Source organism: Chryseobacterium sp. JK1, assembly GCF_050632815.1.
Classification (GTDB): Bacteria; Bacteroidota; Bacteroidia; order Flavobacteriales; family Weeksellaceae; genus Chryseobacterium.
Genome location: NZ_JBODRU010000001.1, coordinates 1,658,050 through 1,677,755, shown reverse-complemented (window position 1 = coordinate 1,677,755; position 19,706 = coordinate 1,658,050). Strand labels below are relative to the sequence as shown.

Here is a 19,706-nt window from a genome sequence, read left to right as displayed (position 1 = left end):
ACCACAATGGAAATTGTGGTTTTTTTATTTATTTTTGGTGAAAACGAATAAACATGAGCTTTAAATTACTTGCAATACGTCCCTTGGAGAATTGCACAACAAAATTTTTGAAAAATCTTGAAAGAAATAAAATTTATAAATTTTATAATGATTATGAATTTCAAGATGCTAAAGAAAATGAAATAATTGATTTCTCTCAACTAATTGAAGTTTCAAATATCAAATATGAATCGACTGTTCCTATAAACCTATATGGAGATAAAATTAATATTTCTGCAATAGTTGGAAAAAATGGAAGTGGCAAAAGTGCGATAGTTGAATTGTTTATAGCTTGTATAAATCAAGTTTCTTACTCTCTACTTAATTATGATAAAACAAAACAATTAAAAACTTCTGCAGAATTAAAAGAAATAGATAGTGATGCAGATTGCAAGAACATACATTGTCAAATTTTTTATGAATTAAAAACCGAGTATTATTGCTTAGAGGTAGATGGTACAAGCTTTAACTTATATAATATTTCTAAAAAAATAGATTTTCATTTAGATAATTTTTTTTATTCTATGATTATAAATTATTCATTATATGCATTTAATTCTTGGTATATGGGAGAGTGGATTGATGAATTATTTCATAAAAATGATTCATATCAAATTCCTGTAGTTATTAATCCAAAACGAGAAAGTAAAGACAACGGTTTAGCTGGCATTATTGATATTAATAATGAACAATATTTACTTCAACAGAGACTTTTGGCAAATATCTTAAAACCTGTATCAAATGAAAATTTCTCTCTACGAAAAATGGGAGATAATGGTATAGCAAAGAAGATACAAATAAAAGGGATAAAGAAGAAAAAATTCAAAGTAATAGATAATTTACAACAGGAAAGATTACCAAATGATGCTCCCTATTTTAAAAAAATTGAATATCTTGAAAAGCCAAATTTTGGAATATTTGTTAATCAGCATTTGATCCAAAATCCTTTAGAAATTCTAAAAAAAACAAAGGAGAAGTTTGATATTATTGATATAGAAATCACAAATCAAGAAGATTTTGACACTTACATAATGTACAAAATTATAAGTATTTGTCATAAGTATGAGTCTTACAAAAAATTTGTTGTTCCTAAAACTATCGATAATAAGACATTTTATAATATAGATATCGTAGGATTTTTAGATTATATAGAAGAACATCCAAGCCATATTATATATAAATTACAACAAACTATTAACTATATAAAATATCATGCAGGTGTTTGGAGCGTCTACGATTCTAATTTATTTATTGATATTGAGGAACTATCAGGAAAGTTAAATGCTATTTCAGAAAAAGATAATCTCCCTTTGATTGAAATTTTACCTCCACCAGTTTTTGAAATTAATGTATTAATTGAAAGCTTAAATAAAAATGATTTAATTGAATTTGATAGTTTAAGTTCTGGTGAACAACAATTGATTCACACAATTAGTTCTATAATCTATCATTTAAATAATATTAATTCAGTTAAAAAAGATGAAATTATTAAATACGAGTATGTAAATATAATTCTTGATGAAATTGAACTTTATTTTCATCCAGAATTTCAAAGAAGATTTATAAATAATTTGTTGCAACAAATTTATAATTCTGATTTTAGGGATATAAAAATGATTAATTTACTTTTCATAACACATTCACCGTTTATTTTATCAGATATTCCTAAACAGAATGTATTATTTATAGATAATGGTAACCCTGAAGATTTTAAGGAGATAAATACTTTTGGAGCCAATATTACTGACTTATTAGCAGAAGGTTTTTTCTTTGCGGAAGAAGAAGATGGAAAAAAAATATTGATGGGAGATTTTGCAAAAAATAAAATCAATAAAGTCATTAACATTATTAAAGAAAAGAATGGAGAAAAAAAAGAATTAGCAAAAAGAATTATTGAACTAATTGGCGAGCCTCTTTTAAAAAATAAACTTAACGAAATGTATTATGAGATTTTTGATGAAGAAAAGCTAAAGGAAGATGAAATGAAAGAATTGGAAAGATTAGCAAGAAAGTATAATATAAAAATTAATGATTAATGTTTAAGCTAAATGAAATTTCAGCAGATAAATTAAACTGGTATTATCTAAAAATGAAAGATAAAATAAATTGTTCTAATTTATCAGAAGTCTCAAAAAAATTTTTAACTGAAGATATTATTAAAGCTTTGCTAACTGAAAAGCCAGAGATTTTATTAGATATTCATACTGCATCACCTTGTGAATTGAAGAATAAGTCAATAATTGAAAAAGTTTTTAATTATGAATTATATATATCTCAGTCTAAACCATTTTCATATAAAATAGCCGAAAAAATTGGAATAAATACGTGTACTTATTGCAATCGAAATTATACTTTGACAATTGCTTATACGGATCCGGAAACAAATAGAGTAAATGATTCAACTAGAATCTCAAGACCGCAATTTGATCATTATTTTTCTCAAAAGGATTACCCTTTGTTAGCACTTTCTATTTATAATTTAATTCCATCCTGTTCTATTTGTAACAGTACGATAAAAGGGAGTAGTCCTTTAAACAAAGATTTACATCTTCATCCTTATATTAGCGAAGTTGATATAAATGAAAGAGAATTTAAGTTTTCATATGATGTAGACTCTTTGAACAAACTTTCTGTAAAAATTAAAAGTAATGAAAATTCCAAAATAAAAAGAACCTTAGATTTTTTTGAAACAGAAGAAATTTATAATGCTCATTCAAACTTTGAGCTTAAAGATTTGTATGATTTAAGAATGAAATATTCAGATACTTTTTTAAATATAATTGAAAGTAATTTTGATGGTATTATGAAAAAAAAAGAAGCTTATCGAATGATTTTCGGTATTGAAACTAAAGAAGATAATCATCATCAAAGACCTTTTTCCAAATTTAAACATGACATTATTGAAGAACTTAAAAACAGTTATTAATTAAAGTTTTATCTCCCAATATTAAATTTTCAAAAATTTTCAAAATTTATAACATTGTAAATCAGTAAATTAAATTTAAATGTTAACTCAATGTTAACTCAATGTAAAATTAATATGAATTATTTTTAATAACTTTGGATAAGAGATACAAAATAATGTTAGTATAATTCTTAAAATCAGTTAGTTATGAAAAATAAAATTCAAATATTCTTGGCTTCACTTTTTGTTTGCGGATTCGCTGCTGTTTTTAATGGTGTGAAAGCTCAGGCTACAGATCACAATACCATTCAGGAAATTCAACTGACTAAAAATCAAACATTCAATGATATCAGAGGCAAGCTGATGGCTAATTTTGATCTAACCAATCCAGAATATCAGCAGGGAACAGTTAATTCAGTTGTTAAATTTGATATCGCTAAAAACGGAAAAATTGTCAATGTTCATTCCAACGGAGACTGCAAAACCGTAGACAGGGAAATTGAAACTGTTTTGAGCGAGCTTGATTACAGAGTAGACCGCAAAGACCTCAATGACAATATGATGGCTTATACCTATGTAATGCCTGTAACAGTTGAGATCAATAACAGATAAAATATTTTGTAGCGATGCTCCCATCGTTAAATATGCATAAAAATCAGGCTGTTTCAGAAATGAAGCAGCTTGGTTTTTATATACTAAGAAAGAGAGGAAGCCTATTCAGCCAATTTTCTGAGAATTTCTGCAATAATCGGTATACTTTGCTCCAGTTGTTCTTCAGAAAGCGCTCCATAACTTAGCCTAAAACCATTAATCGGTTGATGGCTGTACTGTTTAGGGGGAATGATCTTAATATTCCTGTCACATAACGCTGAGGTTACCACATCCCAGTTTAAATTCGACTTGGGAACGATCCAAAAAGCTAGCCCGCCTTCAGGAAGTGTAAAATCACAAATATCATGCATATGTTTCTGCAAAAGTTTAAATACGAAATCTCTTTTGCCCTTATAATGTACAGTTGCTTTTTTGATGTGTTTCTTTACTGCTCCTTCCTTGATCAGCTGAAGAACAGCGTGTTCCATAATGACATCTCCATGTACATCAATAATTTTTCTCAAAGCTCCTATTTTTTGTAATAAATCCTGATTTTTGGTAGCCAGATAGCCAATCCTTAAAGCGGGAGCAACCACTTTGCTTAATGTCCCGATATAAACATAATGATTAAGTTCCGGAAAACTGGAAAGAGGAAGAATAGGACGGTAGCCGAAGTGAAACTCGTTGTCATAATCATCCTCAATAATAGTAACATGATATTGGTTGGACAGCTCAATAAGTTTTAACCTTCTTGCCAAACTTAACGTAACTGTAGTAGGATATTGTCTGTGAGGAGTAATGTAGATGGCTTTTATATTTTTATTTTGGGTTAGAAGCTTTTCTACCGTTTTTACACATATTCCTTCCTCATCTACTTCTACGGGTAAAAGCTGCGCTCCGGCATATTCAAAAGCCTGCCAGGCGGGTTGATATCCTGGATTTTCTACGATAATATGGTCACCGGAGGTTAATAAACTTTGAGCAGTCAGAAACATGGCCATTTGGCTGCCTCTTGTAATGGAAATTTCATCTTCGTTAATCTGCATGCCTCGCTGATGATTCAACATTTGAGAGATCATTTTCCTGAATTCTGTTTCCCCATGTTCATTTCCATAACCCATCATCTGCCACTTTGCCTTGATACTGAAAATTTGTCTGTAAGCCCTGGCTAGTTCTGTGACGGGCGCAATTTTACTATCAGGGTGGCCATCATCAAAATTGATCATATTCCCATGAAGAGGACTGAAGTGATGGGAGGGATCATTTCCTTTTTCGTGTCTTTGTTCCCGTAAAGAAGGAAGCTGATCGGATACGAAAATACCTTTACGTTCTTTAGAAATCACCCATTCTTCATTAATCAGCACCTGATAAGCTTCTACAACAGTATTTCTATTAATTTTTAAGCTCATGGCCAGATTTCTGCTTCCGGGAAGAGCATCTCCGGCCTTCAGTCTTCCTGAACGAATATCTCCAATGATGGTATCCGCAATCTGGAGATAAACGGCTTTGTCAATATTTTTATTGATTTCTAATTCTAATTTCCAAGGTCTAAGCATCTGGACTATCTGTTTATGTGAAAACTGAATCATTTAAGTGGTCCTAATATAAGATAATTTTGTCATGCAATAAAGCACAGAACTTATTAATTTTTAAAATCATGGACAAAAAACAATTCAGTTCAAAAGATTTTCATGAAACCTTTGCAAGACCAAAGTATGTAAAACCAAGTCATTTAATTCATAAAAATGTAGAAAATGCAGGAGAACACAATCAGTTTTCCACAGAAAGAAAACATCCGGTTTTCTTTGTAGACCTTCCAAGTAAAAATGTAAGTATGACCATTGGAGGTTTATTGCCGGGGCAGCAGACCAACAGACACCGTCATACCTATGAGACCGTTCTTTTTGTAATAGAAGGAAAGGGTTGGACAGAGGTTGAAGACGAAAGAGTACATTGGGAAGCGGGTGATGCGGTTTATATTCCTTCATGGGCATGGCATAAACATCAGAATATGAGTGACACAGAACCTGCAAAATACATTGCCTGTGAAAATGCACCTCAATTGCAGAACCTAGGAATAGCTCTGAGAGAAGAAGAAGGAAGAGATTTATAGCTCAATAATTAAAGGTAAAACAGACTCAAAATGAAGAACGTTCCATTTAAAGGTATTATTTCTTATCCCATTACTCCTTTTGATGATAAGGAAAAGATTGATATTCCATTATTTAAGCATTTGGTGGAAAGACTTATTATTTCCGGAAGCCACGCGATTGCACCCTTGGGAAGTACCGGCGTAATGCCCTATTTATCTGATGACGAAAAAGAAGCTGTAACAGAAGCTACGATACAGCAGGTAAAAGGAAGAATACCAACGCTTGTAGGAGTTTCCAATCTGACGACCGAAAGAACAGTACATCATGCAAAATTTGCAGAGCAGGCCGGAGCAGATGCAGTTATGATCATTCCCATGAGCTATTGGAAGCTTACCGATGATGAAGTTGTAGCGCATTATGATGCGGTAGCGCAGAAAATTTCAATCCCCATTATGGCTTATAATAATCCTGCAACCAGTGGAGTAGATATGTCTCCTAATGTATTAAGAAGATTGCTTGAAATTCCGAATGTTACGATGATTAAAGAAAGTACAGGAGATATTCAGAGAATGCATTTTTTAAGAAAAGAACTGGGAGAAGATGTGGCTTTTTATAACGGATCTAATCCTCTTGCATTGGCCGCATTTACCGCAGGGGCAAAGGGTTGGTGCACTGCCGCACCCAATTTGATTCCCGAACTTACAATAGAGCTGTATAATGCTGTTGAGGAAGGAAATCTTCAAAAAGCAAAAGAGGTTTTCTACAAACAGTTTGATTTGTTGAAGTTTATTGTAAGTAAAGGACTTCCAAGAGCCGTTAAAGCAGGATTGAATATTCTTGGTGAAGAAGGCGGAAACCTGAGAAGCCCCTTGAAACCTTTACCTCAAAAGGAAGTAGAAGAATTAAAGAACATAATAACATCTATTTAATCTTATGAAAAAATCAGTTTTTTATCACGCCGGATGTCCGGTATGTATCAGTGCAGAGCAGGATATCATTCAGCTTATCGGAGCCGAAAACGTTGAAGTTATCCATTTAGGAAATGACAAAAGCCAAATTGAAACTGCCGAAAAAGCAGGCGTAAAATCTGTTCCGGCTTTAATAACACCCAATGGAAATGTTCTCCATATTAACTTTGGAGCTTCCCTAGAGGAGGTGAAAAAATAACATTTTAATCTTGTAAAGGCGGCTTCAGAAATGAGCCGCCTTTTTTTGATTTATACATAAGTTTGATGGCGATTCTACTGTATCACCAGAAAATACCTGGATAAGAAAGGTTAATTACACCTTAAATAGTTGCATTACCTTCAACTCCATCAGAATTATTAGTCTTATGACCAGTAATAGCAGAGGCTACAAAACTAAAAAGACTGACTAATTTTCCTGCCTTAGTATCCCAGTAATATGTTTCCTGGGGCTCTACGCGAATAATCGTAACATTCGGATCATTTTTCCCATCAAACCAGGCTTTGGCCAGTGGAGACCATTTTTCTTCTATGGTAGCTTTATCCTTATATACAGAAGCATTTCCGTAAACTGACAGATATTGGGCATCACCATTATTCATAAAGAACAGTTGTACTCTGCGATCCTCTTTTATTTCAAAATTTTTGTTGCTGGTTTCACTGCTGATGAACCAGAGATTTCCGCTGTCATCAGTTTCCTGGAGTGTCATTGGTCTTGAAGTTACAGGAACGGTTTCCAATTCTGTACAGAACATACATATTTTGGCACTTTCCGACAGTTCTTTGATTTTTTTGATTGCTTCGAGGTGGGTAAGATTTTGTGTTGACATCGTATATTATTTTAGTGATTGGTTAATCATGAAAATCCTTTTCAGGAATGATGATAATAAAATATTCAAATACCTGACCAAACGGAAATTCCGTGTGGTACATGTGCTGTTTTTTAACAATAAAAATTTTCGGAATTTGTGTGATGAAAGCTTAATTAGAGGAATTAATTGCTCTTAGCAGGTAATTTATGTACATTTGAATATGCAGATTTCACCTCCAAAACATCTGTCTCCTTTTATACGGCATTACATCTTTTTAGAGAATTCAAAAGAGATCAGTAATGTACGTCTGTTTACCGATGGCAGTACCGGACTTATTTTATCGGGTGACATGAATCTCTATTCTTCGGGCTCAGAAGATCATATGCCGCTGTCTTTTTTCTATGGAACTTTAAGCAGCTATAAAGATTTTTATTCTAAAGGTGCATTTTCTTTAGTTGCGGTGGTATTTCAGCCTTATTTTTTAAATATTCTTGTGAAAGCTTCTGCTAAAGAAGTCAAAGACAGTATTATTTCTGTTGAAGATGTATTGAAAAACAGTTTCCAGCGTTTTCAGGAAAATCTTTTAAACAAAATTAATCCTCTGACTGTTATTCATGATCTCAACATTTTTTTTACAGAATTTATAACAGGAGAAAACACTTCTGATTATGCTTTTATAACAGCAGTTCAAAAATATATTCTTCAGAATAAAGGTTCTGTATCCTCAAAAGAATTGGAAAGATTCACAGGATATACGGAACGGCATCTGGAAAGAAAGTTTGAAAATCATATGGGAATATCCCCAAAGAAATATAGCAATATTATCCGTCTCCATTACTTCTTAAGTCTTATGAATAACAGAAAATATAATGAAAATCTGACAACGCTTTCTTATGATGCGGGATATACGGACCAATCTCACCTGATCAGGGAATTTAAGAATAATGTAGGTCTAACCCCGAAGCAGTACTTGAAAACCGAAAATAAAATGGCGGTTAATTTCATTGAACTGTAAATCAAAAAGTCGGTTTTATACAATTTTTCGGCGATGAGGTCCTGTAGCTTTGCTGAAAAAAAATAATGAACATTACCATTTCAACAGCACAATTCGAAAATAAAAGCGGAGATAAAGAATACAATCTTTCCGTTATAGAAAAACTTTCCTCACAAGCCGCTTCTCAGGGTTCTCATGTCATCGTTTTTCACGAATGTTCCATTACCGGATATACTTTTGCCAGAAAACTTTCCAAAGAACAACTTCTTGATATTGCTGAATTTATTCCTGAAGGAAAAAGTATTCAGCGATTACAGCAGATTGCTGATCAGTATAATATTACTATTCTGGCAGGGCTTTTTGAAAAAGACGAAGAAGATTTTCTCTATAAAGCGTATGTATGTGTTGATAAAACGGGCTTAAAGGCTAAGTACAGAAAGCTGCATCCATTTATCAATCCTCATCTTACGCCCGGAAACGAATATTGTATATTCGACATTATGGGTTGGAAATGTGGTATTCTTATCTGCTATGATAATAACATTATTGAGAATGTAAGAGCGACAAAACTTCTTGGCGCAGATATCATTTTTATGCCTCACGTTACCATGTGTACACCTTCTACAAGACCGGGGGCAGGTTTTGTGAATCCTGATCTTTGGCAAAACAGAGTTGCAGATCCTACCTCTTTACGGTTAGAGTTCAACGGGATGAAGGGTCGGGATTGGCTGATGAAGTGGCTTCCGTCAAGAGCTTATGATAACGGAGCGTATATTGTTTTTTCAAATCCTATCGGCATGGATGATGATCAGCTGAAAAACGGCTGCTCTATGATTATCGATCCTTTTGGTGATGTTATTGCAGAATGTCGTTCTTTTGACGACAGTTTTGAATCTGCCGTTATTACACCGGAAAAGCTTACCCAGGCAGGCGGATACCGATACATACAGGCCCGAAGACCGGAATTATACAGAGAAATTATAGGGCAGGAGCATCTTTCTGAACAGAAAGTAGTGTGGTTGAATAATAAAACGGTTTAAAAGGTTGAAAATAAAAGGAAGATGAAGGTAATGTAAAACGTTTCTTCATCTTCCTGTCTTTTATGGGGTAATCGTCTTCTGCAGATCACTCCATGCTCCGCCATTATAAACATGTTGGAAGCCTTTTTCCTTTAAAATATTTTCTGCTTTTACACTTCGAAGGCCATGGGAGCATACCGTAATATATACTTTTTTGGGATCAAGCTCTGCATAACGCTCTCTGATAGTTCCTAATGAAATATTTACGGAACCTTTGATATGTCCTGTTTCATATTCTTTCTCCGTTCTTACATCGAGAACAACGGCTCCGTTTCTGATCAGCTGAGGTAATCCTTTGTCCAATGTATTGAATCGGTAAACCTTATACGCAATATATAGAGTAAGGACAATTCCACACAGTATGAGAAGGTTTTTCATAGCTTACTCAATATTTTGTTGTCAATGTAAAATGTTCCGAACGGAATAAAACATGCCAGAATTATTTTCCACGTTATTTCTTTAAACTTCCAGTTCTGTTCTACGCCTATACTCAGTGTATTGAACAAAAAGAGAAGGAATAGAGTTCCGTGTACTGGGCCTAATATCCTTACTAAAGAAGGATTTTCCAACCAATGTTTCATAGGAACTGCAATAAAAACCAGGCTCAACAATGAAATGCCTTCTAAAATGGCCAGAATCCTTAGCCGGCCGACTTTTGATTTTAATAAATGTATCATAATTATCTGAAATAAGGTCTGTTGGCAAATGGAGAAAACGGCCACGGAATAGCAATGAAAATAATAACCAACGCAATAGTAAACCAAACACATAAGGTTTTAAATTTCTCTTTGTCTGATGATCTTCTTTTGGCCAATCCGGATCCGACTGTAATAATGACAATCGCAATAATCATGAATGAAATGTGAATCATTCCAAAAAATAAATGATCAAACGATTCTTTTGCCTCCTTCCAGTTTTTCCAGAAATATTGAACAATAGGACTTTTGAAATAAAAGATCATTCCTATGACCAATTGAATATGCGCAATCGTAGTGGTCCAATGCCGTACAGTATCGTCTGTTTTGGTGAATTTCCCGTTGGAGAAATATCCTTTATAGGAACGGAAAAGAGTATAGGTCAAACTCAACAGAACCAACCATCGGGTTATGGAATGTAAAAAGGTAAGCGTTTGGTACATCAATTATTTTTTTGATGTGGTAAAGGTAAAATAAAAAACATACTAATTAGTATGTTTTTGTTGAAAAAATTATTGCAATGTGTTAAAATAAGACTTAAGTCCCTTTAAATAAACAAGATATACTCCTTTTGAATTTTCAAGTTTACCCAGATTACGCACTCCCCAATATCCGGAAATAACAAAAACACTTACTTCTACAGGGTTTACTTCTTTTTTGATGATGCCTGCTTCTTTTCCTTTTTTTATGCTTTCTGTGAAGGCATCTTCCCATTCTCTTGAGAGCTCGAATAAAGCCTGGGTAAAAGCCTCATTCCACGGAGCCATTTGCTGTATAAAATTGGAAGTAGGGCAGCCATATTCAACCTTCAAAAAATCATTTTCTATCAGAAGATGGTAAATGATCTGATAAATACTTTCCAAAGGATTGTCGTTTTCCTGAAGAGAATCAATAAAAGTACGTCTGAAATTAGGTTTCATCAGTTCATTAATGATGGCAAGGCCCATTTCATCCTTGGTTTTAAAATGATAATAAAAAGCCCCTTTAGTCACCTGAGTCGTTGCAATGATCTCATCGATGCTTGTCGTCTGAAAGCCTTTGATATAGATAAGTTCAAACGCTTTCTGCAGAATATTGAGACGGGTAGCTTCTGATTTCTTCATGTACTTTGAGAATTATAATACAAAGGAACAAATTTTCAGCATAAAAATGAAATGTATTATTATTCTGATACAATTGTACAATTTAAATAATTTTTATAATACAATTATTCGTCGGAAATTTGCATCATCAACATCAATAAAATTACAACGTAATGAATTTTCAAAAAGAAATACAAATCAGTCCAACGTCTGGAAGTATAAAAAGCAAAGGACTTCCGGCTGCGTTATGGGCACTTACAATAAGCGCGTTCGCCATTGGTACTACAGAGTTTGTGATTGTGGGACTTCTACCGACTGTAGCCTCCGATCTGGGAATTTCCATTCCTTCTGCAGGACTTTTGGTAAGTCTTTATGCAATTGGAGTCGCCATTGGAGCACCTATTTTAACAGCTTTAACAGGAAAGATTCCCCGTAAAAGACTTTTGGTTTCTATCATGCTGCTATTTGTTATAGGAAACGGATTGGCATCTATTGCACCTGGATTTATAACATTAGTTCTCGCCAGAATATTAACAGGGTTTGCTCACGGCGTTTACTTTTCCATCGGTTCTACAATTGCTGCATCATTGGTTCCGGAAGAAAAAAGAGCTACGGCAATTTCCATTATGTTTGCCGGTCTTACATTAGCCATCGTAACTGGAGTACCTCTAGGGACTTTCATAGGACAACATTTTGGTTGGCGTGCAACTTTTATAGGAGTGTCAATATTAGGAATTATAGGACTATTAGCAAGTTTATTATTGGTTCCTAACAGTTTAAAGAATGGTAAAACGGCGTCTTTAAAAAGCCAGTTTAAGGTACTGGGAAATAAAAGATTGATTTTCGCCTTTTTAATGACCGCTATGGGATATGGAGGAACGTTTGTTGTTTTTACTTATTTATCACCTATTTTACAAAAGATAACAGGTTTTCAGGAGTCTACAGTAACTTTTATCCTGCTTATTTATGGAGTGGCCATTGCGTTGGGAAATCTGATTGGAGGTAAAGTTGCCAATAAAAACCCTTTGAAAGCTCTTCTATGGATGTTTGCCGCTCAGGGTTTAATTCTATTGGCTTTTTATTTTACAGTAAGCAGCCCGGTATTAAGTATTGTTACTCTTTTCTTTTTAGGAGCGCTTTCTTTTGCCAGTGTTCCGGGGCTTCAGCTTTTGGTAGTGCAGATTGCAGAGAAGGAGCTTCCCGGTACTGAAGATGTGGCTTCAGGAATTAATATAGCAGCCTTCAATATTGGAATTGCTATCGGGTCTTATGCAGGCGGAATTATTGTGACTTCAGCACTGGGTTTAGGGAGCACTCCATGGATTGGAGCTTTGTTTCTTGTGATTACAGTACTCATTACCTTATATAGCATCCGTTTGAGTAAAAATAAATAACAATCACGGTATTTTTCAATGGTTTAATTTTTTAGCCACGAGCACACTAATTTGTATGTTCGCGGCTAATTTTTTTATTTATATAATAGACATTCTTATTGAATACCAGCAGTTAAACTTTCAATATTAAAACCTCTGTTGGATTAATCAAAAATTTAATACATTTGAGTAGATAAAAAAAATTGTGGACCCTATTCTTAATGTAGCTGTTCGTTCCCTTTGCGTTTACCTTTTTATGGTGATTGCTATTCGTTTATTTGGCAAAAATCAGCTTTCTCAGCTCAATGCAGGAGATGTTGTATTGCTGTTGCTTATTTCCAATGCTGTTCAAAATGCAATGGTGGGCCCGGATACTTCTTTACAGGGAGGTATTATTGCAGCTTTGGTTCTTTTTGTGGCTAACTTTATTTTAAAAAGAATTATGTTTTCCAATCGTTCTTTTGAAACTTTAATGGAAGACGAACCTGTTATTCTTATCAGAGATGGAGTAGCAGATCAGGCAGCTCTGAACCGTGCCAAGATTACACAAAGTGAACTGGAAGAAGCGATTAGAGAACATGGGATCGATCAGATTAAAAATGTCAAATTATCCGTTCTGGAAGTAGATGGAAACATCAGTGTTGTTTCTGAAGATGAAAAAAGCAAGCAGACCCATTACTCAAGAATTAAAAGAAAAATAAAAAGAAAATACCACTAAATTACAATGAACTACGAATTAAGAGAAATGCTTCCCAGCGATGAGCCGCGGGTACTGGAAATTTTCAGACAGGGAATAGAAAGCGGTATTGCCACACTGGAAACAGAAGTTCCAACGGCAGAAGCCTGGAGTATGGAATATTTCAACGATTGCCGCTGGGTGCTGGAAAACGAAAACAATGAAGTGGTAGGATGGTGTGCCCTGAAACCTGTAAGCAAAAGAGAAGGCTTTAAAGGAGTAGCAGATGTAAGTATTTATTTCGATAATGAATACCAGGGAAAAGGTCTAGGTTCAGTATTGCTAAAAAAAATGATTCTGGATAGCGAAGATCACGGATTTTGGACTTTGCAGACCAATATTTTTCCCGAAAATGAAACGTCCATCAGATTTCATCAGAAAAACGGATTCAGAACCGTAGGCGTTCGTAAAAAGATAGGCAAGCTCAACGGCAAATGGAAAGATCTTGTGATGATGGAAAAAAGAAGCGAAATCGTTTAATGATCATATAAGAACGAAAAGTTTAACACTCACTAATGATTTTATTCACGCTTTGGCATCACCCTTGTTATAAGTGATACTCAAGTTTGAAAAAGGAGAAATAATGAAAAGTGTAAGTAAAATTGCAGGGATGTTTATAATAATAAGTATGCTTACTTCGTGTGTTGCATATGATAACAATAGCTATCAGGCGAAGAAAATTCCACCCGGACAGGCCAAAAAAATCTATGGTGGAAGTGCCAAAGATTATGCTCCGGGACAGGTGAAAAAAAGAAATTAATAGTAAAGAATAAAAGGTTAAAAACAGTCTGCATTTTATATCGTTTTGGCATCAACATTGATTATTTTATAATGTAACAAAATAAGTGACAATACAATGAAAACTATGTTGAAGGCTATAATGGTCATGATGATAATATTCATGCTGTCATCTTGTACGGCAGATGCATATTACGGAGTAAGAACACCTAGATATGGATATTATGGACCAAGATACTATAATTACGGCTATGGTTACGGTCCAAGATACACAGAGAGAGTATACGTATATGGTGGCGGACACCACGGAGGATTTCATCATCCAATGGGAGGTGGCCATCATGGTGGATTTCACAGATAAAATGAACATCATAAAAAAAGCACTGACAAATTTCAGTGCTTTTCCTTTATAATGATAATATTACAGTCTTTTCTTTTTCGGATTGAGGAATGTATTGAAGATCATTACTTCCTGCCCGAACTTTTTCTCAATGTGCTCTGCAATATTTTGAAGTTCGCTCTCCATAAAATCGTTTCGGAGATCATCATTATCAAAAATCAACAGCAGATTATAATTCTTTCCTTCATCAATATAATCACTATGAACTTCTGAAAGGATGTACTTGCTCACATCCATCAAATTTTCGGTCATTAAAACCAATGTTTCATCAATATAAGTTTCCCATTCTTCCAGATTATTTTTCGTACAGTGGAAAGTTATACTTAATACGCTCATATTTTAAGAATTTTTAAGATTTTGTGGATAAATTCTATCGCAAAAATCGGCATTTTTTTCGTAAATTAGCCCGTTAATAAAAATTGGAAATAAATAATTTTCAGACTTTCAGCTAAGGGTCTGACTATCATTATAATAAAATTTGTTTATGCAAAAAGAAGGAGAAAGACTGATTCCTATCAACATTGTTGATGAGATGAAGTCATCTTATATCGATTATTCGATGTCGGTTATCGTTTCAAGAGCGCTACCTGACGTAAGAGATGGCTTGAAACCCGTTCATAGAAGAGTACTGTATGGTATGTATGGATTAGGGGTTTTTTCTAATAGAAAATATTTGAAATCTGCGAGAATTGTTGGGGATGTTTTGGGTAAATACCACCCGCACGGAGACTCTTCTGTTTACGATGCAATGGTAAGAATGGCTCAGGACTGGAGTTTGCGTTATCCACAAGTGGATGGGCAGGGTAACTTCGGTTCCATGGACGGTGACCCGCCAGCGGCAATGCGTTATACTGAGGCAAGATTGAAAAAAATCTCTGATGAGGTTCTTTCAGACCTAGACAAAGAAACAGTTGATTTTCAGAATAACTTTGACGACAGCTTGCAGGAACCTACAGTAATGCCTACTAAAGTTCCAAACCTATTGGTAAACGGTACTTCCGGGATCGCAGTAGGGATGGCTACCAACATGGCTCCTCATAACTTATCCGAATCTGTAGACGCAATCTGTGCTTATATTGATAACAAAGAAATTACCATTGATGAGCTGATGCAGCACATCATTGCTCCGGATTTCCCTACAGGTGGGATTATCTATGGATATGACGGAGTAAGAGATGCATTCCACACAGGGAGAGGAAGAGTAGTTTTAAGAGCAAAAGTTAACTTTGATGAAATAGGAAACAGAAACGCAATTATCGTTACTGAAATTCCTTATCAGGTAAACAAAGCTGAAATGATTGCCAGAACAGCAGAACTTGTTAAAGATGAAAAAATTCCGGGTATTCATGAGATCAGAGACGAATCAGACAGAACAGGTCTTCGTGTGGTTTATGAACTGAAAAATGATGCCATTCCAAATGTTGTTCTCAACTTATTATATAAATATACAGCCCTTCAGACTTCTTTCAGTGTAAACAATATCGCATTGGTACACGGAAGACCGGAGCAGCTGAACCTGAAAGATATTATCCATCACTTTGTAGAGCACAGACATGAAGTTATCGTAAGAAGAACGAAGTATGAGCTTAAAAAAGCAAAAGAAAGAGCGCATATCTTAGAAGGATTCATGAAGGTGATCGGTTCTCAGGATTCACTGGACAGAGCTATTTCAATTATCCGTCACAGTGCCAATCCGCAGGCTGCAAAAGAAGGTTTGATTGAAGCATTCGAACTTTCTGAAATTCAGGCTCAGGCAATTCTTGACCTTAGACTGGCGCGTCTTACAGGAATGGAGCTTGATAAGATCCGTGACGAGTACGATACTATCATGAAAGAAATTGCTGATTTAGAAGATATCTTAGCCAATGAGCCAAGAAGATTCCAGATCATTAAAGATGAACTTGCTGAAATCAAAGAAAAATACGGTGACGAAAGAAGAACGGAAATCGATTATTCAGGAGGTGAAATGTCTATCGAAGACATCATTCCGAACGAATCTGTAGTTCTTACAATCTCTCACGCAGGATATATCAAGAGAACTTCACTTTCAGAATATAAAATTCAAAGTAGAGGAGGTGTAGGTAACAAAGCTGCTACCACAAGAGATTCTGACTTCCTGGAGTATATTGTTTCTGCAACCAACCACCAGTATATGTTATTCTTCACAGAAAAAGGAAGATGTTACTGGTTAAGAGTATTCGAAATTCCTGAAGGTTCAAAAACGTCAAAAGGAAGAGCCGTACAAAACCTGATCAACATTGAACCGGATGACAAGATCAAGGCATACATCAGAACCAACAACCTGAAAGATTCTGAATATGTAAACCAGATGAGTGTTGTAATGGTTACCAAAAACGGTACAATCAAAAAAACATCTCTGGAAGCGTATTCAAGACCAAGAGTAAATGGGGTGAATGCTATTGAAATTAGAGACAATGACCAGTTGTTAGGAGCATACCTTACGAATGGTACCTCTCAGATCATGATCGCCACCAAAAATGGTAAATGTATCCGTTTCCCTGAAGAAAAAGTAAGAGAAGTAGGTAGAGGATCTATCGGGGTTCGTGGTATTGCTATGGAAGATAATGATGAGGCTATTGGTATGATTGTTGTGAATGATGTGGAGAACGAAACCGTACTTGTAGTATCTGAAAAAGGATACGGAAAGAGAACTGCAGTAGAAGACTACAGAATTACCAACAGAGGTGGAAAAGGAGTTATTACCCTGAACATTACCGAAAAAACAGGAAACCTTATTGCTATTCAGAATGTAACCGATGAAGATGGGTTGATGATCATCAATAAATCCGGTGTTGCCATCAGAATGGGAATGGACGAAATGAGAGTAATGGGTAGAAATACTCAGGGAGTAAAACTGATCAATCTTAAGAAAAATGACGAAATTGCAGCTATTGCAAAAGTAGAAATGGATAAAGATGTAGAAGAAGATTCCGAAGAAATCGAAGGAAATGAAGGGGGTGAAGAAATTGAAGGCGGAATTAAAGAAGGAACAGGAACGCTATTTGATAACCTAGAAGACGACAATACAACACCTCAGGCTGAAAATGAAAATCCGGCAGAGGGAACTGAGGATTCCGAAGAATAAATGTACAATTAATATAAAATAGTTATTATGAAGAAACTGATTTTAGGAATGGCTATCGTAGCGTCTGCTTTCGCTTTTGGGCAGAAAAAAGATGCGAATGCTTTGAATGCACAACTTCAGGAAGCTAACAAGGTTGCTATGGATGCGTATAATGCAAAAAATTATGCAGCTGCAGCTCCTAAGTTTATGGAAGTTTATGACTTATTGAAGTCTACAGGCCAGGACAACAAAATTTATATGTATTATGCAGGGCTTAGCCACGCGTTAGCCAATAACAGTGACCAATCCATCAAGATATATACAGATTTGGTTAACTCTGGCTTTACAGGAGTAGAAACTACTTATACAGCAAAAGAAAAAAAGACTGGTCAGGTAGTGAATTTGGATAAAGCTACTTGGGAGCTTATGAAGAAAAATCCAGATTATAGCGACTTCAAAACAGAACAGTCTAAAAGTGTAGAACCTGAGTTGTACGAGACATTGTCGACATTACTTCTGAATGCAAAAAAATCTAATGAAGCTTTAGTAATTATTGAAAAAGGATTAGCTAAATATCCAAATAATGCTAAACTTAAAGAAGCTCAGACTTCGGCTTACCTTGCATCTGGGAATACAGATAAATTCGTTTCTGGTTTGAAAGAGCAGTTGGCGAAAAACCCTAACGACCCTACAAACTGGTACAACCTTGGGGTAATGCAGGCTAAAACTCCGGCTACAGTGAACGATGCTTTAGAGTCATTCAAAAAAGCGATTCAGCTTAAGCCTGACTTTGCTGATGCACACCAGAATTTGGTTTACACTACAATCGGAGATGATGCTACGATCGTAGCACAAATCAACGCTTTAAGAAAAGATAAACCGGATGAGGCTTCAAAGCTGATTGACGAAAGAAGAGAAAGATTCAACAAAGCATTACCTTATGCTGAAGGATGGTATAAAGCCTCTCCAAAGAGTCTGGACGCAGTTACTGCTTTAAAAGAAATTTATATGGTAACTAAAAACATGGATAAAGTTAAAGAAATGAAAGCGAAAGAAGCTGAACTTACAGCGGCTGGAGGAAAATAATCATTTTGATAACCAACTATAAAAACCGGGACAGTAAATGTTCCGGTTTTACTTTTTTTATTGAAAAAATATCTGCATTTTTTGTTGTAGTAAACCCTAAATTTCACCCCCGGAAATTCTCTGTAATTCCGTATCTTTGAGAAAAATTTTTATCAGATGATCGAGTGGAAAACCGCCAAGGAATACGAAGATATTACCTATAAAAAAAGTAATGGAGTAGCAAGAATTGCTTTCAACAGACCGGAAGTACGCAATGCTTTCAGACCTAAAACAACTTCAGAGCTATACGATGCCTTTTACGATGCTTACGAAGACCCTTCAATTGGAGTTGTTCTTCTTTCAGGAGAAGGACCAAGTCCAAAAGACGGAGGTTGGGCATTTTGTAGCGGAGGAGACCAGAAAGCAAGAGGACACCAGGGCTATGTAGGAGAAGACGGAAGACATCGTTTGAATATCCTTGAAGTTCAGCGCTTAATCCGTTTCATGCCAAAGGTAGTTATTGCGGTTGTTCCAGGATGGGCCGTAGGAGGAGGACACTCTCTTCATGTAGTGTGTGACCTTACTTTAGCAAGCGAAGAGCACGCTATTTTCAAACAGACAGATGCTGATGTAACAAGTTTTGACGGAGGATACGGATCTGCGTACCTTGCAAAAATGGTTGGTCAGAAAAAAGCCCGTGAGATCTTCTTTTTAGGAAGAAATTATTCCGCTCAGGAAGCTTTCGAAATGGGAATGGTGAACAAAGTAGTTCCTCATGCAGAATTGGAAGATACAGCGTACGAATGGGCGCAGGAAATCTTAGCAAAATCACCAACATCTATCAGAATGCTGAAATTTGCAATGAACCTTACAGATGACGGAATGGTAGGCCAGCAGGTATTTGCCGGAGAAGCTACCCGTTTAGCATATATGACCGAAGAAGCGCAGGAAGGTAGAAATGCATTCCTTGAAAAAAGAAAGCCAAACTTCGGAGAAGATCAATGGATATCATAACATTAATGATGAGTACTAAGTAATGAGAAATATTGCTCAT

Annotated in this window: 23 protein-coding genes; 16 read left to right on the top strand and 7 right to left on the bottom strand. The window is 35.2% G+C overall.

What is annotated here, in order from left to right:
* The first annotated feature begins 53 nt into the window (after positions 1-53).
* The 3 genes from ACQ76T_RS07595 (at position 54) to ACQ76T_RS07585 (ending at position 3,556) form a co-directional block, all read left to right on the top strand.
* Positions 54-2,075, top strand: coding sequence for a hypothetical protein (locus ACQ76T_RS07595; RefSeq protein ID WP_431342714.1), 2,022 nt, complete (start codon positions 54-56; stop codon positions 2,073-2,075).
* Positions 2,075-2,965: a hypothetical protein gene (locus ACQ76T_RS07590; RefSeq protein ID WP_431342713.1), complete on the top strand. Its 891-nt coding sequence runs from the start codon at positions 2,075-2,077 to the stop codon at positions 2,963-2,965. Before ACQ76T_RS07595 ends, ACQ76T_RS07590 begins: the two co-directional genes overlap by 1 nt.
* 186 nt (positions 2,966-3,151) lie before the next feature.
* Positions 3,152-3,556, top strand: a complete 405-nt coding sequence (locus tag ACQ76T_RS07585; protein WP_431342712.1) for a hypothetical protein — start codon at positions 3,152-3,154, stop codon at positions 3,554-3,556.
* Between the two features lie 101 nt (positions 3,557-3,657).
* Here the strand turns inward: ACQ76T_RS07585 and ACQ76T_RS07580 are convergent, their stop codons facing one another.
* The gene (locus ACQ76T_RS07580) at positions 3,658-5,091 is read right to left on the bottom strand and encodes a PLP-dependent aminotransferase family protein (protein WP_431342711.1); all 1,434 of its coding nucleotides are present in this window, start codon (positions 5,089-5,091) and stop codon (positions 3,658-3,660) included.
* A gap of 101 nt (positions 5,092-5,192) precedes the next feature.
* Here ACQ76T_RS07580 and ACQ76T_RS07575 point away from each other — a divergent pair, with 101 nt between their 5' ends.
* From ACQ76T_RS07575 to ACQ76T_RS07565, 3 genes are read left to right on the top strand one after another with little or no spacing between them, the layout of a single operon-like run.
* Complete coding sequence (locus ACQ76T_RS07575; RefSeq protein ID WP_431342710.1) at positions 5,193-5,648, top strand: cupin domain-containing protein; 456 nt, start codon at positions 5,193-5,195, stop codon at positions 5,646-5,648.
* A 30-nt stretch (positions 5,649-5,678) separates the two neighbouring features.
* Complete coding sequence (locus tag ACQ76T_RS07570; protein ID WP_431342709.1) at positions 5,679-6,557, top strand: dihydrodipicolinate synthase family protein; 879 nt, start codon at positions 5,679-5,681, stop codon at positions 6,555-6,557.
* Between the two features lie 4 nt (positions 6,558-6,561).
* The gene (locus ACQ76T_RS07565; protein WP_431342708.1) at positions 6,562-6,795 is read left to right on the top strand and encodes a thioredoxin family protein; all 234 of its coding nucleotides are present in this window, start codon (positions 6,562-6,564) and stop codon (positions 6,793-6,795) included.
* A gap of 121 nt (positions 6,796-6,916) precedes the next feature.
* Here the strand turns inward: ACQ76T_RS07565 and ACQ76T_RS07560 are convergent, their stop codons facing one another.
* Positions 6,917-7,423 (bottom strand): pyridoxamine 5'-phosphate oxidase family protein, encoded by a 507-nt coding sequence (locus ACQ76T_RS07560; RefSeq protein WP_431342707.1) that lies wholly within the window; start codon positions 7,421-7,423, stop codon positions 6,917-6,919.
* A 202-nt stretch (positions 7,424-7,625) separates the two neighbouring features.
* Between ACQ76T_RS07560 and ACQ76T_RS07555 the strand changes: the two genes are divergently transcribed.
* The gene (locus ACQ76T_RS07555) at positions 7,626-8,420 is read left to right on the top strand and encodes a helix-turn-helix domain-containing protein (protein WP_431342706.1); all 795 of its coding nucleotides are present in this window, start codon (positions 7,626-7,628) and stop codon (positions 8,418-8,420) included.
* 65 nt (positions 8,421-8,485) lie between these two features.
* Positions 8,486-9,439, top strand: a complete 954-nt coding sequence (locus tag ACQ76T_RS07550) for a nitrilase family protein (RefSeq protein WP_431342705.1) — start codon at positions 8,486-8,488, stop codon at positions 9,437-9,439.
* Between the two features lie 60 nt (positions 9,440-9,499).
* On the opposite strand, the gene ACQ76T_RS07545 is transcribed toward ACQ76T_RS07550, so the two are convergent.
* The 4 genes from ACQ76T_RS07545 to ACQ76T_RS07530 form a co-directional block, all read right to left on the bottom strand.
* Positions 9,500-9,856, bottom strand: a complete 357-nt coding sequence (locus ACQ76T_RS07545) for a rhodanese-like domain-containing protein (RefSeq protein WP_431342704.1) — start codon at positions 9,854-9,856, stop codon at positions 9,500-9,502.
* Positions 9,853-10,155 (bottom strand): DUF3817 domain-containing protein, encoded by a 303-nt coding sequence (locus ACQ76T_RS07540; RefSeq protein ID WP_431342703.1) that lies wholly within the window; start codon positions 10,153-10,155, stop codon positions 9,853-9,855. Before ACQ76T_RS07540 ends, ACQ76T_RS07545 begins: the two co-directional genes overlap by 4 nt.
* A gap of 2 nt (positions 10,156-10,157) precedes the next feature.
* A complete protein-coding gene (locus tag ACQ76T_RS07535; RefSeq protein ID WP_431342702.1) occupies positions 10,158-10,616 on the bottom strand; it encodes a hypothetical protein in 459 nt (152 codons plus the stop codon).
* Between the two features lie 69 nt (positions 10,617-10,685).
* Positions 10,686-11,276, bottom strand: coding sequence for a TetR/AcrR family transcriptional regulator (locus tag ACQ76T_RS07530; protein WP_431342701.1), 591 nt, complete (start codon positions 11,274-11,276; stop codon positions 10,686-10,688).
* A 152-nt stretch (positions 11,277-11,428) separates the two neighbouring features.
* Here ACQ76T_RS07530 and ACQ76T_RS07525 point away from each other — a divergent pair, with 152 nt between their 5' ends.
* The 5 genes from ACQ76T_RS07525 (at position 11,429) to ACQ76T_RS07505 (ending at position 14,463) form a co-directional block, all read left to right on the top strand.
* Positions 11,429-12,649, top strand: coding sequence for an MFS transporter (locus tag ACQ76T_RS07525; protein ID WP_431342700.1), 1,221 nt, complete (start codon positions 11,429-11,431; stop codon positions 12,647-12,649).
* A 184-nt stretch (positions 12,650-12,833) separates the two neighbouring features.
* Positions 12,834-13,346: a DUF421 domain-containing protein gene (locus tag ACQ76T_RS07520; protein WP_431342699.1), complete on the top strand. Its 513-nt coding sequence runs from the start codon at positions 12,834-12,836 to the stop codon at positions 13,344-13,346.
* Between the two features lie 6 nt (positions 13,347-13,352).
* Positions 13,353-13,844 (top strand): N-acetyltransferase family protein, encoded by a 492-nt coding sequence (locus ACQ76T_RS07515; RefSeq protein WP_431342698.1) that lies wholly within the window; start codon positions 13,353-13,355, stop codon positions 13,842-13,844.
* A gap of 103 nt (positions 13,845-13,947) precedes the next feature.
* Complete coding sequence (locus ACQ76T_RS07510) at positions 13,948-14,124, top strand: quinol oxidase subunit 4 (RefSeq protein ID WP_431342697.1); 177 nt, start codon at positions 13,948-13,950, stop codon at positions 14,122-14,124.
* Positions 14,125-14,229: 105 nt separating this feature from the next.
* Entirely contained in the window at positions 14,230-14,463 is a 234-nt protein-coding gene (locus ACQ76T_RS07505; protein ID WP_431342696.1) for a hypothetical protein, read from the top strand.
* A 60-nt stretch (positions 14,464-14,523) separates the two neighbouring features.
* On the opposite strand, the gene ACQ76T_RS07500 is transcribed toward ACQ76T_RS07505, so the two are convergent.
* Positions 14,524-14,838: a DUF4286 family protein gene (locus tag ACQ76T_RS07500; RefSeq protein WP_431342695.1), complete on the bottom strand. Its 315-nt coding sequence runs from the start codon at positions 14,836-14,838 to the stop codon at positions 14,524-14,526.
* Between the two features lie 148 nt (positions 14,839-14,986).
* Here ACQ76T_RS07500 and gyrA point away from each other — a divergent pair, with 148 nt between their 5' ends.
* The 3 genes from gyrA (at position 14,987) to ACQ76T_RS07485 (ending at position 19,666) form a co-directional block, all read left to right on the top strand.
* Positions 14,987-17,608, top strand: coding sequence for a DNA gyrase subunit A (gyrA, locus tag ACQ76T_RS07495; RefSeq protein WP_431342694.1), 2,622 nt, complete (start codon positions 14,987-14,989; stop codon positions 17,606-17,608).
* A 27-nt stretch (positions 17,609-17,635) separates the two neighbouring features.
* A complete protein-coding gene (locus ACQ76T_RS07490) occupies positions 17,636-18,673 on the top strand; it encodes a tetratricopeptide repeat protein (protein ID WP_431342693.1) in 1,038 nt (345 codons plus the stop codon).
* Positions 18,674-18,829: 156 nt separating this feature from the next.
* A complete protein-coding gene (locus ACQ76T_RS07485; RefSeq protein ID WP_034697698.1) occupies positions 18,830-19,666 on the top strand; it encodes a 1,4-dihydroxy-2-naphthoyl-CoA synthase in 837 nt (278 codons plus the stop codon).
* Positions 19,667-19,706 lie beyond the last annotated feature (40 nt).

What these genes read in the sequence shown, in the direction of transcription:
- ACQ76T_RS07555 (WP_431342706.1), top strand. Translation starts at nt 7,626, where the DNA reads ATGCAGATTTCACCTCCAAAACATCTGTCTCCTTTTATACGGCATTAC.
- gyrA (WP_431342694.1), top strand. Translation starts at nt 14,987, where the DNA reads ATGCAAAAAGAAGGAGAAAGACTGATTCCTATCAACATTGTTGATGAG.
- ACQ76T_RS07580 (WP_431342711.1), bottom strand. Translation starts at nt 5,091, where the DNA reads ATGCTTAGACCTTGGAAATTAGAATTAGAAATCAATAAAAATATTGAC.
- ACQ76T_RS07590 (WP_431342713.1), top strand. Translation starts at nt 2,075, where the DNA reads ATGTTTAAGCTAAATGAAATTTCAGCAGATAAATTAAACTGGTATTAT.
- ACQ76T_RS07545 (WP_431342704.1), bottom strand. Translation starts at nt 9,856, where the DNA reads ATGAAAAACCTTCTCATACTGTGTGGAATTGTCCTTACTCTATATATT.
- ACQ76T_RS07500 (WP_431342695.1), bottom strand. Translation starts at nt 14,838, where the DNA reads ATGAGCGTATTAAGTATAACTTTCCACTGTACGAAAAATAATCTGGAA.
- ACQ76T_RS07570 (WP_431342709.1), top strand. Translation starts at nt 5,679, where the DNA reads ATGAAGAACGTTCCATTTAAAGGTATTATTTCTTATCCCATTACTCCT.
- ACQ76T_RS07535 (WP_431342702.1), bottom strand. Translation starts at nt 10,616, where the DNA reads ATGTACCAAACGCTTACCTTTTTACATTCCATAACCCGATGGTTGGTT.
- ACQ76T_RS07565 (WP_431342708.1), top strand. Translation starts at nt 6,562, where the DNA reads ATGAAAAAATCAGTTTTTTATCACGCCGGATGTCCGGTATGTATCAGT.
- ACQ76T_RS07530 (WP_431342701.1), bottom strand. Translation starts at nt 11,276, where the DNA reads ATGAAGAAATCAGAAGCTACCCGTCTCAATATTCTGCAGAAAGCGTTT.
- ACQ76T_RS07485 (WP_034697698.1), top strand. Translation starts at nt 18,830, where the DNA reads ATGATCGAGTGGAAAACCGCCAAGGAATACGAAGATATTACCTATAAA.
- ACQ76T_RS07550 (WP_431342705.1), top strand. Translation starts at nt 8,486, where the DNA reads ATGAACATTACCATTTCAACAGCACAATTCGAAAATAAAAGCGGAGAT.
- ACQ76T_RS07540 (WP_431342703.1), bottom strand. Translation starts at nt 10,155, where the DNA reads ATGATACATTTATTAAAATCAAAAGTCGGCCGGCTAAGGATTCTGGCC.
- ACQ76T_RS07505 (WP_431342696.1), top strand. Translation starts at nt 14,230, where the DNA reads ATGTTGAAGGCTATAATGGTCATGATGATAATATTCATGCTGTCATCT.
- ACQ76T_RS07585 (WP_431342712.1), top strand. Translation starts at nt 3,152, where the DNA reads ATGAAAAATAAAATTCAAATATTCTTGGCTTCACTTTTTGTTTGCGGA.
- ACQ76T_RS07560 (WP_431342707.1), bottom strand. Translation starts at nt 7,423, where the DNA reads ATGTCAACACAAAATCTTACCCACCTCGAAGCAATCAAAAAAATCAAA.
- ACQ76T_RS07525 (WP_431342700.1), top strand. Translation starts at nt 11,429, where the DNA reads ATGAATTTTCAAAAAGAAATACAAATCAGTCCAACGTCTGGAAGTATA.
- ACQ76T_RS07575 (WP_431342710.1), top strand. Translation starts at nt 5,193, where the DNA reads ATGGACAAAAAACAATTCAGTTCAAAAGATTTTCATGAAACCTTTGCA.
- ACQ76T_RS07510 (WP_431342697.1), top strand. Translation starts at nt 13,948, where the DNA reads ATGAAAAGTGTAAGTAAAATTGCAGGGATGTTTATAATAATAAGTATG.
- ACQ76T_RS07515 (WP_431342698.1), top strand. Translation starts at nt 13,353, where the DNA reads ATGAACTACGAATTAAGAGAAATGCTTCCCAGCGATGAGCCGCGGGTA.
- ACQ76T_RS07595 (WP_431342714.1), top strand. Translation starts at nt 54, where the DNA reads ATGAGCTTTAAATTACTTGCAATACGTCCCTTGGAGAATTGCACAACA.
- ACQ76T_RS07490 (WP_431342693.1), top strand. Translation starts at nt 17,636, where the DNA reads ATGAAGAAACTGATTTTAGGAATGGCTATCGTAGCGTCTGCTTTCGCT.